We start from the raw sequence: 12,994 nt of genomic DNA on the forward strand, positions 1-12,994 counted from the left end.
CCGGCCGCCGCCCGGACGCGGAGAACGCACCGGCGGGCCCCGCCCGTGACAGGGCCCGCCGGTGCGTGAAGTGGGTGCCGCTCAGCCGTCCAGCTGCTCGATCGTGGCGATCGACTCCGGGCGGCGGGCCTGCTCGGCGCGGGCCACGTCCTCCGCGTCCCGCAGCGTGCGGACCGCGTTGCGCCAGGTCAGCTTGGCGAGGTCGGCGGTGGACCACTTGCGGTCCAGCAGCTCGCCGAGCAGGTTCGGGTAGCTCGCCACATCCGCCAGGTCGGTCGGGGTGAAGGCGGTGCCGTCGTAGTCGCCGCCGAGCCCGATGTGGTCGACGCCGGCGACCTCCCGCATGTGGTCGAGATGGTCGGCGACGGTCGCCGCGGTCGCCTCCGGCATCGGGTTCGCCGCCCGGAACTCCCGCTGCACCGCCATCGCCTCGGTCGTGGTGTCCAGGTGGTGGAAGCCGTGGGCCCGCATGTTCTCGTCGGCCCGCAGCACCCAGGGGCCGACCTCCTGGTGCACGAACTTCGGCACGAAGGTGGCCATCGCGGTGCCGCCGTTGGCGGGCAGCCGCTCCAGGACGTCGTCGGGGATGTTCCGCGGGTGGTCGCAGACCGCGCGGGACGAGGAGTGCGAGAAGATCACCGGCGCGGTGGAGACCCGCAGCGCGTCCCGCATGGTCGTGGCGGCGACGTGCGAGAGGTCGACGAGCATGCCGAGGCGGTTCATCTCCCGCACGACCTCCTCGCCGAAGGCGCTGAGCCCGCCCGCCCAGGGCTCGTCCGTCGCAGAGTCCGCCCAGGCCAGGCTGTCGTTGTGGGTGAGCGTCAGATAACGGACGCCCAGCCGGTGCAGGGCCCGCAGGGTGGCCAGCGAATTGTTGATGGAGTGGCCGCCCTCGGCGCCCATCAGCGAGGCGATGACGCCGTCGGCGCGCGCCGCCTCCATGTCGTCGGCGGTGAAGGCGAGCCGCAGCGCCTCGGGGTGGCGCGCGACCATCCGCCGCACCACGTCGATCTGTTCGAGGGTGGCGCTGACCGCCGTGTCGCCCGCGAAGTCGGCGCGGACGTAGACCGACCAGAACTGCGCGCCGACGCCGCCGGCCCGCAGCCGCGGGATGTCGGTGTGCAGGAACTCCGACTGGTCCCCGGCGAGGTCGCGGCGGTCCAGGTCGTAGTCGGCCTGGGTGCGCAGCGCCCACGGCAGGTCGTTGTGGCCGTCGACGACGGGGTGTTCGGCGAGCAGGGCGGCGAGGCGCGGGTCCACCGCGGCGGCCGTCATCACTTGCTCCCGAAGCCGAAGCCGGCCGGGGAGGCGACCTTGTTCCGCAGCCGCTTGCCCTTCTCGGTGGCCTGGTCGTTCAGCTCCTGCTGGAACTCCCGCATCCGGCCGAGCAGCTCCTCGTCGTGCGCGGCGAGCATCCGCGCGGCGAGCAGCCCGGCGTTGCGGGCGCCGCCGACGGAGACGGTCGCGACCGGCACCCCGGCGGGCATCTGCACGATGGAGAGGAGCGAGTCCATGCCGTCGAGGTACTTCAGCGGCACCGGCACCCCGATCACCGGCAGCGGCGTGACGGAGGCGAGCATGCCCGGCAGATGGGCGGCTCCCCCGGCGCCCGCGATGATCGCCTTGAGGCCGCGCCCGGCGGCCTCCTCGCCGTACGCGATCATCTCGTGCGGCATCCGGTGCGCGGAGACGACGTCGACCTCGTAGGGGATCTCGAACTCGTCGAGCGCCTTGGCGGCGGCCTCCATGACGGGCCAGTCGGAGTCGGAGCCCATGACGATGCCGATAAGAGGGGAGCTACTGCTCATTCGGTGATCGTTCCTCGCAGGTAGCCGGCGGCGTGCGCGGCGCGCTCGCGCACGTCGGCAAGGTCGTCGCCGTAGGTGTTGACGTGACCGACCTTCCGGCCGGGCTTCACGTCCTTTCCGTACATGTGGATCTTCAGCTGCGGATCCCGTGCCAGGCAATGGAGGTACGCGGAATACATGTCCGGGTAGTCGCCGCCGAGGACGTTGGCCATCACCGTCCACGGGGCGCGCGGACGCGGATCGCCCAGCGGGAGGTCGAGCACGGCGCGGACGTGGTTGGCGAACTGCGAGGTGATCGCGCCGTCCTGGGTCCAGTGGCCGGAGTTGTGCGGGCGCATCGCCAGTTCGTTGACGAGCACCTGCGGCTCACCGTCGGGGCCGGGGACCTCGAACAGCTCGACCGCGAGGTGGCCGACGACGCCCAGCTCCGCTGCGATCCGCAGCGCCATCTCCTGGGCGCGCGCCGCGAGATCGGGGTCCAGACCGGGCGCCGGGGCGATGACCGTGTCACAGACGCCGTCGACCTGGATCGACTCCACGACGGGGTAGGCGACGGCCTGGCCGTGCGGCGAGCGGACGACGTTGGCGGCCAGTTCGCGGGTGAAGGGGACCTTCTCCTCGGCCAGCACGGGCACCCCGGCCCGGAACGGCTCGGCCGCCTCCTTGGAGGAACGTACGACCCAGACACCCTTGCCGTCATAGCCGCCACGGACGGTCTTGAGGATGACCGGGAACCCCTCGCCCTCGTTGGCGAACGCCTCCACATCCTCCGGATCGGAGACGATGCGGTGCCTGGGGCAGGGCACGCCCAGCGCGTCCAGTCTCGCCCGCATCACCCCCTTGTCCTGGGCGTGCACCAGCGCGTCGGGGCCGGGGCGTACGGGGATGCCGTCCGCCTCCAGCGCCTTCAGGTGCTCGGTGGGTACGTGCTCGTGATCGAAGGTGATCACATCGCAGCCACGCGCGAAGGAACGCAGCGTGTCCAGGTCGCGGTAGTCGCCGATGACGACTTCGCTGACCACCTGGGCCGCCGAATCCTGCGGGGTGTCGCTGAGGAGCTTGAACTTGATGCCGAGGGGGATGCCCGCCTCGTGGGTCATACGGGCGAGCTGACCGCCACCGACCATGCCGACTACCGGGAACGTCACGCCCCCAGCGTATCCGTACGGGCGTGCCACCCCGACGGGTGGTGTTTGGAGGATCATCCGAGGGTGGCCGTACGGCGGGGCCGGTGTGCGGAGCGTGATCTTCCGTACCACTGCGGGTGGGCGTCGCTGCGCGCGCCCGCGGGCGGCGGGCCCTGGGAAACGCTGGTTAGCATGAGGGGCGGTCCGGGACGACCGGCCGGGCCGGCCGCCACCGACAGGGAGCAAGACGATCACCATGAGTGAACGGAGCGCGCTGCGGTCGCGGCTGGAGCAGCTCCTGCGGGAGGTCGCCAAGTTCGGGGCCGTCGGCGGCGCCGGGGTGATCGTGAACTTCGCGGTCTTCAACCTCGTACGGCATCTGACGGAGCTGCCGGTCGTGCGGGCCAGCGTCATCGCGACGGTCGTGGCCACCGGCACCAACTACCTCGGCTACCGCTACTTCACCTACCGCGACCGCGACAAGCAGGGCCGCACCCGCGAACTCTCGCTCTTCCTGCTGTTCAGCATCGCCGGACTGATCATCGAGAACGGCATGCTCTACGCGGCGACGTACGGCTTCGGCTGGGACACCCCGCTGCAGAGCAACGTCTTCAAGTTCCTCGGCATCGGCGTCGCCACCCTCTTCCGCTTCTGGTCGTACCGCACCTGGGTCTTCCGCACCCCGGACGGCGCCGAGCCGCTGCCGGACGCCCGGCCCCACGGAGCCGAGCAGCCGCGGGAGCGGCAGCCGCAGGCGCAGGGCGCCCCGCGCGGCTGACGCAGCGGACCCGGCGAGTAACGGGACTCGAACCCGCGACACAGCGCCCACTCACTCCTCGGACGGCTCGGCCTCCCGGGCCAGGAAGAGGGCGAAGACCGGCGGGCGCTGCTGGAGCAGTTCCAGCCGACCGCCGTCCGCCTCCGCCAGATCGCGGGCGACGGCGAGGCCGAGCCCCGTGGAGTTGCGGCCGGAGACGGTCCGCTCGAAGACCCGCGAGCCGAGGTCGGCGGAGACGCCGGGCCCCGCGTCGGTCACCTCCACCACCGCCTGGTTGCCGGTGACCCGGGTGCGCAGCGCGACCGTGCCGTCGCCGTGCATCAGCGAGTTCTCGATGAGGGTGGCGAGCACCTGCGCCACCGCACCCGGCGTGCCGACGGCCCGCAGCCCCTTCTTCCCGGAGCGGACGATGGAGCGGGCGGCGCTGCGGTAGGCGGGCCGCCACTCCTCGACCTGCTGCTTGACGATCTCGTCGAGGTCGAAGGCGACGGCGGAGCCGGAGCGCGGGTCGCGGGAGTTGGTGAGCAGCCGCTGCACCACGTCGGTCAGCCGCTCGACCTGGCCCAGCGCGATGGTGGCCTCTTCCTTGACGGTGTCCGGGTCGTCGGTGAGCGTGATCTCCTCCAGCCGCATGGAGAGCGCGGTCAGCGGGGTGCGCAGCTGGTGGGAGGCGTCGGCGGCGAGGCGGCGCTCGGCGGTGAGCATCCGGGCGATCCGCTCGGCGCTGGCGTCCAGCACATCGGCGACCCGGTCCAGCTCCTGGACGCCGTAGCGGCGGTGGCGGGGGCGGGGGTCGCCGGAGCCGAGGCGTTCGGCGGTCTCGGCGAGGTCGGTGAGCGGCGCGGTGAGCCGGCGGGCCTGGCGGATCGCGAGCCCCACCGCGGCGACGATCGCCAGCAGCGCCACCGCCAGGATGACCAGCAGCGTGCGGCCGATCTCCTCGTTGACGGCGGCGCGTGACTCCTGGACGGTGACCTGCTCCCCGCGGTCGCCCGAGACCTGCGATTGGATGACGTCACCGGTGGGCCGGGTGCCGATCTCGATCGGCGCCTTGCCGGGCACCTTGATCCGGGCGTAGCGGTGGACGGTGATCTGTTCGGAGAGGGCGTCCGGGGTGACCTTCTCGCCGCTGCCGATCCGGCTCTCGACGATGCCGACCAGCCGCACCGCCTCGGACGCCACGCTCTCCTGGGCGCCCGCCTGGATGGTGCGGGTCTCGACGACGACGAGCGAGAGGCCGAAGACGGCGATCACGACGAGCACCACCGCGAGGGTGGAGTTGATCAGGCGGCGGCGCACGGTGCCCTCCGGGCGGGGTTGCGGTGGTCTGTCTCGGCGTCCCGCCCGGCAGAGCCTGCCCGCGGCCGCGGCCGGGCCCCGGGTGCGTCAGCTCTTCTCGAAGCGGAAGCCGACGCCCCGGACGGTGGCGATGTAGCGCGGGTTGGCGGCGTCGTCACCGAGCTTCTTGCGGAGCCAGGAGATGTGCATGTCGAGGGTCTTCGTCGACGACCACCAGGTGGTGTCCCAGACCTCGCGCATCAGTTGGTCGCGGGTGACGACCCGGCCCGCGTCCCGCACCAGCACCCGCAGCAGGTCGAACTCCTTGGCGGTGAGCTGCAGCTCCTCGTCGCCCATCCACGCGCGGTGCGATTCGACGTCGATCCGCACGCCGTGGGTGGCCGGCGGCTGCTGCGGTTCGGCGGAGGAGCCGCGCCGCAGCAGCGCCCGGACGCGGGCGAGCAGCTCGGCGAGGCGGAAGGGCTTGGTGACGTAGTCGTCGGCGCCGGCGTCCAGACCGACGACGGTGTCCACCTCGTCGGCGCGGGCGGTCAGCACCAGGATGGGGAAGGAATGACCTTCGTTGCGCAGCCTGCGGGCGACCTCCAGGCCGTCCATGCCGGGCAGTCCCAGGTCGAGTACGACCAGATCGATGTGGTCCTGTAGGCCGGCGTCGAGCGCCGTGGGGCCGTCCTCGCGCACCTCGACTTCGTAACCCTCGCGGCGCAGTGCGCGGGCGAGCGGCTCCGAGATGGACGCGTCATCCTCGGCGAGCAGTACACGGGTCATGGCCCGATGGTAGTCCGATGCACCGTGGCCAGGGGGCGAGCGGGGCGGGCGGGACGACATATGCGACAAGGGACGGCGCGGTACGTCGACACGCAGGAATGGTTCCCCATGGGGAATGTGAGCGTTGTCTCACCCCTCCCAACGCCGGTCGAACGGGACGTATGGTGGGCCGAACGTCCATCGCACAACCGCCGGGGCCCTCGGCACCTCACGGGTGTCCGCGGTCCCCAGTTGTGTACAGGGTGCGGTACACCGCGCCCGGTGCACAGCGATTGACCTGTCGACCGGGTCTCCGCCGCGCCAAGAATGACGGGGGGCGTGGAAGGCGGTGTACGACCGTCCCGCCGGCTCCCCCTCGGGTGGCGTCGATCCCCTCGGACGTGGGGTGCGCGGGCAGGTCTACGCCGACGCCGGTCATCGACTCCCACCGGGCGTGACGTTCGACCCTCGCGTCCCGAGCAGACCAAGGAAGCACCCATGGCGTCCAGCCTGACGAAGGACACCGCCGCGCAGGGGAACCCTGCATCCGGCGGCAAGACCTTCTTCGGCCACCCCCGCGGACTGGCCACTCTCTTCATGACCGAGATGTGGGAGCGTTTCAGCTTCTACGGCATGCGGGCCCTTCTCGTGCTGTACCTGATCTCCGGCGGCACGGATGCCAAGCCCGGGGCCCAGGGCGGCGGTCTCGCGATGACGATGGCCACGGCTTCGGCGATCTACGCGGTCTATCTCGCGATGGTCTACCTGCTGGCCATGCCCGGCGGTTGGTTCGCCGACCGCGTCTGGGGCCCGCGCAAGACCGTGATCATCGGCGGTTGCGTCGTGATCCTCGGTCACCTCACGCTGGCGGTGCCCGGCACGGCGATGTTCTTCGCCGGTATGGCACTGGTCGCGCTCGGTTCCGGCCTGTTGAAGGCCAACATCTCGACGATGGTCGGCCACCTCTACGACGGTCCGCAGGACCCGCGCCGTGACGGTGGCTTCACGATCTTCTACATCGGCATCAACCTCGGTGGCTTCCTCGCCCCGCTGGTCGTCGGCACCATCGGCCAGAGCGTCAACTGGCACCTCGGCTTCGCGACCGCCGCGGTCGGTATGGGTCTGGGTCTGATCCAGTTCACCATCGGCACCCGTCACCTCTCGCCGATCAGCAGCACCGTGCCGACCCCGCTCTCCGTCCAGGAGCGCAACTCCTGGCTGCGCAAGGGCCTGATCTGGCTGGCCATCGCCGCGGTCTTCTACGGCATCGTCATCGGCACCGGCACCTTCACCCTGAACTGGGCGCTCATCCCGATCGCGCTGCTCGGCCTGATCATCCCGATCTCCGTGCTGGCGCGGATCAAGCGCGACAAGGACCTGACCGACGAGGAGCAGACGAAGGTCAGCGGCTACATCTGGTTCTTCGTCGCCGCCGCCGTCTTCTGGATGATCTTCGACCAGGCCGGCTCCACGCTGAGCGGCTTCGCCGAGAAGAACACCGCCGACACCATCTTCGGTCTGCACTTCCCGTCGACGTGGTTCCAGTCCGTCAACCCGCTCTGGGTGATGGCGCTGGCCCCGGTCTTCGCCTGGATGTGGCTGGCGCTGGCCAAGCGCCTCAAGGAGCCGAGCACCACGATCAAGTTCGCCATCGCGATGGTGATGATCGGCATCTCGTACTTCGTCTTCATCGTCCCGATGGGGATGTCGTCCGACGGCACGAAGGTCAGCCCGATGTGGCTGCTCATGGTCTACATGATCCAGACCATGGGTGAGCTGTGCCTCTCCCCCGTCGGCCTGTCGGTCACCACCAAGCTGGCGCCGGAGAAGTACGCCAGCCAGATGCTGGGTGTCTGGTTCCTCGCCGTCACCGCGGGCGACTGCATCGTCAGCCTGCTCTCCACGGCCGGTGCCGACCTGAGCGGTGTGGGCGTCCTCGCCGCGGAGGCCACCCTGGCGGTCCTGGCGGGTCTGGCGATCTGGCTGAACCGCAAGAAGATCCTCGGGCTGATGGGCGACGTGCGCTGACGCGTCCCCCGGCCCACCGCGAGGGCCCGGCACACCACGTTCGGTGTGCCGGGCCCTCGTGCGTACGGGGCCGGTCAGCGGCGGGCCCGGCGCCAGGGGGTGCCGAGCAACAGGGCGCCGCCGAGCAGCAGCACGGTGCCGGCGAAGAGGCCGAGCGCGGTCAGCCCGCCGTGGTCGCTCGCGCCGGTGTCGGCGAGACCGCCCGCGGAGCCGGAGGTACCGCCCGCCGTGGCCGCGCCGCCCGCGGAGCCGGACGTGCCGCCCGCCGCGGCCGTACCGCCGGAGGCGCCGCCGGGCCGGGCCGCGGTGTCGAGGGTCAGGGAGGCGCCCGGGTCCTTCTCCGGGGTGCAGGTGGTGGTCGTGCCCAGGGCGTTGACGGTCAGGACGCCGGGGGTCAGCGTCGTCCGGCCGGTGGCGCCCGGGGTGTAGACGCCCTTGAGGTCGGGGATCTCGATGGGCTGCCCGGACTTGATGGGCGCGGCGTTGGGCGGGCCCTCGACCTTGACGGAGCCCTTGTCCGCACCGCCCAGCGCGACCGCCATCGACGGCTTGACGGAGCCCTTGGGGATGTCCGCCGGGCTGTCCATCACGGACTTGGCGAACTTCACCGTCAGGTCGTAGCCACCGCCCTTCGCCACCGCGTCGATCCGCACCGGCGAGGTGGCCTTCTTGTCCCCGATCGGCGTCTTGCAGGCGTACGGGACCTGCACCTGCTTGCCCTGGTGCGCGGTGCCGTCGGGTTCACCGCCGGAGCCGCCCGAGCCGCCGGTGCCGCCTGTGCTGCCGCTGCCACCCGTGCTTCCGCCGCTTCCTCCGGAATCGGAGCCTCCGGTACCGGTCCCGCCGGAGGACGTACCGCCGGCGGACGTCCCGCCCGCGGCCGTATCGCCGGAGCCGCCGGACGAGGTCCCGCCCGCCGCCGCCCCGCCTGAATCGCCGCCCCCGGTCGTACCGCCGCCGTCGGTCACCTTGATCGTGACGGCCGGTTTCACCTGCTCCTTCGGGACGCACTTGGTGTCCGTGGAGATCGGCTTGTTGACGTTGATCGTGTACGCGCCGGGGGTCAGCGTCACCTCCCCCGGCTTCTCCAGCTTCAGCGTGCCCTTCATGTCCGGCAGCACCATCGGGCTGTTCTTCGGGATCGGCGGATTGCTCCGCGGCCCCTTCATCGCCAGCTCACCGGCCTGCGCCCCGGCCAGCTGCACCACGCCGGAGGGCTGCACGGTGTCCTTGTCCAGGTCGAGGATGTCCGGATTCTTCGAGGCGGCGGTGACCGTCTTCCACACCACCTCGATCTCCTCGCCGACCTTCGCGGTGGCCGGTGCGCTCAGCGCCACCGTGGTGGTGCCCTCGACCGGCGGCAGCCCCGAGATCGGTGGCGGGGTGCACTCCGTGCGGTACGCGGTGTCCGCCGCCTGCGCGCTCGGGGCCGTGGCCACCAGCCCCGCGCCCGCGAGCAGCAGCGCCGCCCCGGCAGCCACCCCCGCTCTCCTGCGTTGCCTCATCACGCCCCTCCGTTTCCTCATCACGATGGCCCTTCCGCTGTCGGTGGTGCGGTGGATGTGGTCGCGGACGGTGCGGTGTCCGGGGTGTACCAGGGCAGCGCGGCCGGGCGGTCCGCCGCCGCGGTCCCCCCGTCCGGGCTGCCACGACGAGTGCGGGGCGGGCCGCGGAACCGGCCCGGCGCCCGGAGCCCGGTGGCCCGGCGGGCGGACGGCGCGGCGCGCGGCACCGGTGCGGTCCGCGGCCGTACCCGGTCGACGACGGCCATCCCGGCGCGGAAGACGGCGGCGGACACCACCAGGCAGAGCAGCACCCAGAAGAGCGTCACGCCCCAGGGCCGCCCGACGCCCCACGCCTGTTCGACCAGCAGCTTGCCGCCGTACCTGGCCGAGACCTGGTAGTCGCCGTGGGCGCCGGCCGCCAGCTCCACGTCCAGTGCGACGCGGGCCTTCTTCCCGGCGGGCACGGTGCCGTGCCACTGCCGGTCCTCCCACCGGGGCGCGAACACGCCGTGCGCGGTGCCCACCGAGAAGACCGGGTCCTTCGCCGGTACCGCCCCGGTGTTGCCGACCGTGAAGGTCAGCCGCCGCCGCGGGGGCGCGCCGAACCAGGTCAGCAGGTTGTCGCCGCCGGTCAGTTCGGGCCCGGAGACCACGGCGAGACGGGCGCCGGTCCGCTGCTTCGGCAGCGGGGCGACCGGGTGCCCGGCGACCGCGAACGGGACGTCGTCGGCGGCCGCCGGGCCGGTCACCGTCGCCACGTGCACCACACAGGGGCAGGGCTTGGGCGGCTCGGCCACCGGCAGCGCGGTCCGGAACGCGCCGTGGGCGTCGGTGGTGACCGCCCGTCCGTCGCCGTTGGCGCAGGAGTTGGTGCCGCCGATCATGTTCTGGCCGCAGATCAGCAGGGTGAGCAGCGCCTTGGGGCGCCAGCCGTGCCCGGAGACGGTCACCGTGCCGCCGGTCCCGGCCTGCGCGGTGCCGACCTCGGCGGTGGGCGCCCCGGCGGCGCTGCTGCCCGGTGCGGCGGCCGCGGTCGCCGCGCAGGGCAGCAGCACCGCGCCCAGGACGAGGACGGCGGCGGCCGCGCGGCGCAGCCGGGCCCGTACGGTGCGGCAGGCCGCTCCCCGGGTCACGGTCGGTCTCCCACGCGTGTCAACTCCCTTGTGTCGGAGGCGGGTCGGTCCGGTGGGGCGGTGCGTCCGGCGCGGCGCCGCCGTCGCCACAGTGCGCCGCCCGCGCCCGCGGCGACGGCGAGCGCCCCGGCGCCGAGCGCGCCCCGGGAGAGGGGTGCATACCCGGCGCGCGCGAAGGCGTGTGCGCCCCCGGCGGCGGTGACGGTGAGGGTCACGTCGACGGGGTCCAGGGCGGGCGGATCGGACCAGGTCTCGGTGCGCCGGACGCGCTGTCCGGGGGCGAGCGCGACCGGCAGCGCGCGGGCCGGGCGCCGCAGCGCGGTCCCGAGGACGCCGTCGGCGCGTACCGCGAGGCGCGGCCGGAGCACCGTGGTGCCGCGGTTGACCAGCGTGTAGCGGATCTCCGCACCGCCGCCGCCCCGGACCACCGCGACCTCCTCGACGGTCAGCGCGGCGAGCGCGGGCCCGGTCACCCGCAGATGGACGGGGACGCTCCGCCCGCCCCCGGGGCCGTCGGCACGGAGTACGGCGGTGCGCTCCCCCGGTGCGGCGTCCCGGGGCACCCGGACGGTGAACGGCACCGCCGCCCGGGTCCGCGCCGGGACGCGGACCTGCGCCTCGCCGGGCGCGAGCCAGGCGGAGGCGTCCGTACCGCCCGGTGCCGGGGCGGCGCGCAGCCGGACGGTGACGGGGTGTCGGGCCGGGTTGGTCACCGCGAGCCGGTCGGCCAGGACGGTGCCGGGCGCGCCCTCCAGGTAGAAGAACGGCCGGTCGTCGCCGGTCGGGCGGCTCCCGGCGCCGGGCGCGGGCGCGGCCGACCAGCCGGTCCTGGCGTCGGCCGCCGCGGCGCCCGGGGGCCAGCACGTCAGCGCGGCGACCGTCGCGAGTGCCACGGACGCGCCGCGGGTACGGAACGGCATCGGCTGCTCCTGGTGCTCGTACGCGTACGGATGGGGCGGCGCGGTGCGGGCGCGCGCCCCGGGGCGGCGGGTCAGGCGGTGCGGCGGCGGCCGAGCCAGAGGGCGCCGGCCGCACCGGCGAGCAGAACGGTGCCGCCGAAGGTGCCGAGGGCGACGGCGGAGTCCGCGGGTCCGGTCTGCGGCAGCTGCCCGCCGGAGCCGGACGCACCCCCGCCCGAGGCGCCGCCGGAGGAGGATCCGGACGCGCCGCCCGCTCCTCCGGAGCCGCCCTTGACGTCCAGGCTGAGCGACGGCTTGGGACTGTTGGCGGGGGTGCAGGTGGTCGTGGTGCCGAGCGCCTTGATGGTGAGCACGCCCGCCGTGAACGTCACCTTGCCGCTCGCCTTGGGCGTGTACGTACCGCTCAGGTCGCTGATCTTGATCGGGCTGTTGGCGGGGATGGCCTGGTCGTTGGGCGGCCCCGTCACCGGCACCGTCCCCTTGTCCGCGCCGCCCAGCTCGATGACGGCGGACGGTTTCATGGCGCCCTTGCCCAGCTCGACGGGGCTGGACGAGACACCCTTCTGGAACGACATGACGAGCCGGTACCCGCCCCCGCTCGGGGTGGACTTGATGTCGATGGGCGAGACGGCGCCCTTGTTGCCGATCGGGGTCTTGCACTGGTAGTTGACGTCGACGACCTCGGCGTGCGCGGCCGGTGCGGACAGCAGCACGACCGCTCCGGTCAGCGCCACGGCGACGGCGGGCCGGGCCGCGCGGCGGGGGCGGCGGATCTGCGGTGCGTGGAAGCGGGCCACCTCTCGTTCCCTTCTCCCGGTCCAGGGGCGCGGCGGGGCCCGTGCGGGCCGCGGGCCCGGCGGCCCCGTACCGTCCCTGGGCGCCGTCCGTTTTGCTGACGGCACATCAGATGGGTGGCTCAAGGTACGCCGGGGACCGCGAAGGGGGAAGGCACTGCGCGGGGCGGATCGGGGCGCGATGCACGGAGGGCGCGGACCCATCGGTCCACGCCCTCATCTCCCGGCCGCACCGGGCGCCCGGGCGGCGCGCGCCGCCCGTCACCGCTCAGGACGGAGCGGCCAGTTCGGCCCAGACGGTCTTGCCCGGGCCGTCGGCGTTACGGACGACGCCCCAGTCCAGGCAGAGCCGCTGCACGATGAACATGCCGTGCCCACCGGGGCGTCCGGCGCGGTGCGGGGTGCGCGGGGCGGGCGATCCCGCGCCGAGGTCGCCGACCTCCAGGCGCAGCACCTTGGCGGTGCAGCGCAGCCGCAGCTCCTCGGGGCCCTCGGCGTGCAGGCAGGCGTTGGTGACCAGCTCGGAGACGACCAGCAGGACGTCCTCGGCGGCCGCACGCTGATCGGCGGTGGCGGCCGGCAGCCAGCCCCAGTCCTGGAGGGCCTCACGGGCGAAGTCCCGGGCGCGCGCGACGGCTCCCCGGGTGCCGCTCAGGCGCAGCCTGCGGACCTGGCCGACCGGGGCGGCGGCGGGGGCCGCGGCGGAAGCACCGGCGCTGCCCGACTCCGGGCCGAGGTCGCCCGGCGGGTACGGCCGGGTGGTGCTCATCAGCGCTTCACCTCACCGATTCGCCTTTTCACGGAAAACGGATAACTGACAGATTCAACGGATTCAGATGTCTCCTGCCCGACCGG

At 73.2% G+C, this 12,994-nt stretch carries 12 protein-coding genes; 2 read left to right on the forward strand and 10 right to left on the reverse strand.

The window, feature by feature from the left end:
• Positions 1 to 81 precede the first annotated feature (81 nt).
• Genes ACZ4U4_RS09795 through ACZ4U4_RS09805 form a run of 3 tightly spaced genes read right to left on the reverse strand, consistent with a single transcriptional unit; the run spans position 82 to position 2,935 of the window.
• Positions 82 to 1,275: a dipeptidase gene (locus tag ACZ4U4_RS09795; RefSeq protein ID WP_467871038.1), complete on the reverse strand. Its 1,194-nt coding sequence runs from the start codon at positions 1,273 to 1,275 to the stop codon at positions 82 to 84.
• Positions 1,275 to 1,808: a 5-(carboxyamino)imidazole ribonucleotide mutase gene (gene purE, locus ACZ4U4_RS09800; RefSeq protein WP_467871040.1), complete on the reverse strand. Its 534-nt coding sequence runs from the start codon at positions 1,806 to 1,808 to the stop codon at positions 1,275 to 1,277. Before purE ends, ACZ4U4_RS09795 begins: the two co-directional genes overlap by 1 nt.
• A complete protein-coding gene (locus ACZ4U4_RS09805; protein ID WP_467872066.1) occupies positions 1,805 to 2,935 on the reverse strand; it encodes a 5-(carboxyamino)imidazole ribonucleotide synthase in 1,131 nt (376 codons plus the stop codon). The genes purE and ACZ4U4_RS09805 overlap by 4 nt, the downstream gene beginning before the upstream one ends.
• A 256-nt stretch (positions 2,936 to 3,191) precedes the next feature.
• On the opposite strand from ACZ4U4_RS09805, the gene ACZ4U4_RS09810 reads away from it, so the two are divergent.
• Positions 3,192 to 3,713 (forward strand): GtrA family protein, encoded by a 522-nt coding sequence (locus ACZ4U4_RS09810; protein WP_467871043.1) that lies wholly within the window; start codon positions 3,192 to 3,194, stop codon positions 3,711 to 3,713.
• Between the two features lie 51 nt (positions 3,714 to 3,764).
• Here the strand turns inward: ACZ4U4_RS09810 and ACZ4U4_RS09815 are convergent, their stop codons facing one another.
• Together ACZ4U4_RS09815 and ACZ4U4_RS09820 are read right to left on the reverse strand one after the other, a co-directional pair.
• Positions 3,765 to 5,012 (reverse strand): ATP-binding protein, encoded by a 1,248-nt coding sequence (locus ACZ4U4_RS09815; protein WP_467871045.1) that lies wholly within the window; start codon positions 5,010 to 5,012, stop codon positions 3,765 to 3,767.
• Positions 5,013 to 5,099: 87 nt separating this feature from the next.
• The gene (locus ACZ4U4_RS09820) at positions 5,100 to 5,780 is read right to left on the reverse strand and encodes a response regulator transcription factor (RefSeq protein ID WP_467871048.1); all 681 of its coding nucleotides are present in this window, start codon (positions 5,778 to 5,780) and stop codon (positions 5,100 to 5,102) included.
• Between the two features lie 477 nt (positions 5,781 to 6,257).
• On the opposite strand from ACZ4U4_RS09820, the gene ACZ4U4_RS09825 reads away from it, so the two are divergent.
• The gene (locus tag ACZ4U4_RS09825) at positions 6,258 to 7,787 is read left to right on the forward strand and encodes a peptide MFS transporter (RefSeq protein WP_467871050.1); all 1,530 of its coding nucleotides are present in this window, start codon (positions 6,258 to 6,260) and stop codon (positions 7,785 to 7,787) included.
• A gap of 74 nt (positions 7,788 to 7,861) precedes the next feature.
• On the opposite strand, the gene ACZ4U4_RS09830 is transcribed toward ACZ4U4_RS09825, so the two are convergent.
• From ACZ4U4_RS09830 to ACZ4U4_RS09850, 5 genes are all read right to left on the reverse strand, one after another.
• Entirely contained in the window at positions 7,862 to 9,292 is a 1,431-nt protein-coding gene (locus ACZ4U4_RS09830; RefSeq protein ID WP_467871052.1) for a hypothetical protein, read from the reverse strand.
• A 20-nt stretch (positions 9,293 to 9,312) separates the two neighbouring features.
• Positions 9,313 to 10,425, reverse strand: coding sequence for a hypothetical protein (locus tag ACZ4U4_RS09835; RefSeq protein ID WP_467871054.1), 1,113 nt, complete (start codon positions 10,423 to 10,425; stop codon positions 9,313 to 9,315).
• The gene (locus ACZ4U4_RS09840) at positions 10,422 to 11,345 is read right to left on the reverse strand and encodes a COG1470 family protein (RefSeq protein WP_467871056.1); all 924 of its coding nucleotides are present in this window, start codon (positions 11,343 to 11,345) and stop codon (positions 10,422 to 10,424) included. Before ACZ4U4_RS09840 ends, ACZ4U4_RS09835 begins: the two co-directional genes overlap by 4 nt.
• Positions 11,346 to 11,416: 71 nt before the next feature.
• Entirely contained in the window at positions 11,417 to 12,142 is a 726-nt protein-coding gene (locus tag ACZ4U4_RS09845; protein ID WP_467871058.1) for an LPXTG cell wall anchor domain-containing protein, read from the reverse strand.
• Positions 12,143 to 12,407: 265 nt separating this feature from the next.
• A complete protein-coding gene (locus ACZ4U4_RS09850) occupies positions 12,408 to 12,908 on the reverse strand; it encodes an ATP-binding protein (RefSeq protein WP_467871061.1) in 501 nt (166 codons plus the stop codon).
• Between the last annotated feature and the right edge of the window lie 86 nt (positions 12,909 to 12,994).

This window comes from Streptomyces sp. NPDC029159 (assembly GCF_055564055.1).